This is a genomic window from uncultured Corynebacterium sp., from assembly GCF_902782855.1.
Classification (GTDB): domain Bacteria; phylum Actinomycetota; class Actinomycetes; order Mycobacteriales; family Mycobacteriaceae; genus Corynebacterium.
This window is the reverse complement of record NZ_CACZOO010000368.1, coordinates 1-2239: the sequence shown is the minus strand read 5'-3', so window position 1 is coordinate 2239 and position 2239 is coordinate 1. Positions and strand designations below refer to the sequence as shown.

Annotated in this window: 3 protein-coding genes; 1 reads left to right on the top strand and 2 read right to left on the bottom strand. The window is 66.9% G+C overall.

The features are described from left to right. On the bottom strand, nucleotides 1-572 hold a 572-nt coding region (locus QZV72_RS14720; protein ID WP_297009491.1), incomplete at its 3' end, for an ABC transporter transmembrane domain-containing protein. A 66-nt stretch (nucleotides 573-638) separates the two neighbouring features. Then, a protein-coding gene (locus QZV72_RS14715; RefSeq protein ID WP_297009490.1) for an IS3 family transposase occupies nucleotides 639-1900 on the bottom strand; the annotation gives its coding sequence in 2 pieces (ribosomal slippage) (nucleotides 639-1606 and nucleotides 1606-1900; 1263 coding nt in all). Nucleotides 1901-1942: 42 nt separating this feature from the next. Between QZV72_RS14715 and QZV72_RS14710 the strand changes: the two genes are divergently transcribed. Then, nucleotides 1943-2239: AraC family ligand binding domain-containing protein (locus tag QZV72_RS14710; protein ID WP_297009488.1), on the top strand; the 297-nt coding region annotated here is incomplete at its 3' end.

Genomic DNA, 2239 nt, shown 5'->3' with positions numbered 1-2239 from the left:
TCGGGGCCGTCGGTGTAGGAGAAGGTGACCTGCTCCAGTCCGGCGCTCTCCCCCGCGGTGGGCGGGGCAGGTACCGCGCCCGGACTCGACGGGACAGCTGCTGCGGTGCCGTCGCCGGCAGAGTCGGTCACGCCGACGATCCGGGCCAGCGATGCCGTGGCGAGCTGCAGTGTGTCGATCACGCCCATCAGCGAGCGGATCGGCCCCTGCAGCCGCAGGAAGAACAGCACCGCCGCGGTCGCCGCACCCACGGTCACCACACCGTCGCCGACCAGGCGGTAGCCGAGCAGCAGGACAACGGTGACGGCGGTGGCGAAGACCAGGTCGATCCGCCAGTTGAACATGGTGACCACGGTGCGGGCCCGTAACGCCCACCCGGCGACCGCCCAGGAGGCGCGGCCGATCCGGTGCTGGTGCTTGTCGGACTGCCGGAAGGCCAGGACTGTATCAATACTCCGCAGGGCGGACAGCAGGTGGTGGTCGCGGGTGCCGAAGGCGATGCGTTGGGCGGCGTACATCGGTGGGGCGGTGCGCAGGTACCAGCGCAGGGCGAGCCAGTAGGCCGGGAGCATTACCACGAGCACTGGAAGGTGTCAAGTTTTGGGGACAATCAAGACGCATGAATTCTGTTGTGGGGGTCAGGCCGCCAGGTCAGCGGCCCGGGGGAGTTCAGGGTCGGGAGACCACCGGGTCTTGAAATCACCCATCACCTGTGCCGGGATGCGGTAGCCGATCGCCGAATGCCGACGCCGCCGGATGTAGTCCACCTCGATGTACTCGGCGACCGCGACCCTGGCCCGGGCTCTGGTGGCGAAGGACTCCCGGTGGTACATCTCCTTCTTCAACGACGCGAAGAACGATTCAGCCACCGCGTTGTCCCAGCACACCCCGGTCCGCCCGACGGACAGGCGGACGTCCAATAGTCGGGCGGTGTCCGCGAAGGTGTCAGAGGTGTACTGGGAGCCCCGATCGGAGTGGAAGATGGCGTTACCGGCGACGTAGTCGGCATTGTGGGCCATGACCAGGGCTTTACTGATCAGCGGGGTGCGCATGTGCTCCGCGGTGGCCCAGCCGACGACCATGCGGGTGGACAGGTCAATCACGGTCGCCAGGTACAGCCAGCCTTCCCCGGTCTTGAGATAGGTGATGTCCCCGACGAGGGTGGAGGTGGGAAGTGGTGGGGTGAACCGGCGTCGGATCCGGTCGGGACGACCGTCCACATCGTCGGCGGGGATGGTGGTGCGCTTGAACGCGCGGGGTTGGTGACCTGCGATGTTCAGGGCTTTCATGATCTTGCGGATCAGCCACAGGCTGACCTGCTCGCCGTCGCGTTCGGCGAGGTCGACCTGGATCCGGCGGGCACCGTGGCGGCCTTTGGAGGCGTCCCAGTGGTGTCTGATCCTCTCGGTGAGCCAGGCTCTGCGGGCTGCCCGGGACCCGGGGGCGGGATCGTTGCCGACGGTGGTCCGGTGGGCTTTGAAGGCGTAGAAACCGGTGCGGGACACGCCGAGCAGGCGGGCCATGAGGGTGACGGTGAAAAGGCCTTCTTCGCGGCACATGAGCCGGTACTTGTCGGTCACTCGGACTCCCGGGCGAAGAAGGCCGCCGCTTTTTTCAGGAAGGCGTTCTCCGCTTCCAGTTCAGCGACTCGGCGGGCCAGTTGGTCGGGGTCGGTGCTGTTGGGGTCAGCAGGTTTGTTGTGGGAACCGCGGCCGGTGCCGGTGGTCCCGGTGGCTGCGGCGACCCAGCGGCCGAGGGTGGAGGCTGAGACCTGGAGGTCTTCGGCGACCTGGGCGCGGGATTTTCCGAGTTCGGTGACCATGGCCACGGCGTCGGCTTTGAACTCGTCGGTGTAGTGGGGTCGTGGTCCCCGGTGCTGCCGGGGGTTGGGGGTAGACATGTGCGGGATCCTTTCGGGTGGGTCTCACTGTCTACTCAAAGCATGACACTCCAGTACCGGGGAACCGCCACCGTGACCGTCGATGACCGCACCTTCCGGCTGCGCCGTGGCGAAGCCGTCTGGCTACCCGACCACACAACGATCACCGTCCACGCCGACGCAGATTCACTCCCCATGCCCCTGACCTGCTGGCCGGAAGAACTCATGGACGTCGGGGGCCACGGATTCCCCAGGATCGCATCCCTCCACATACCTCCGTACCTGGAGACGCCGCTGATGCAGCACATGGTATCCGACTACACCGCATTGAAGCCCACCGACCCGGGACTCGCCGCGCGC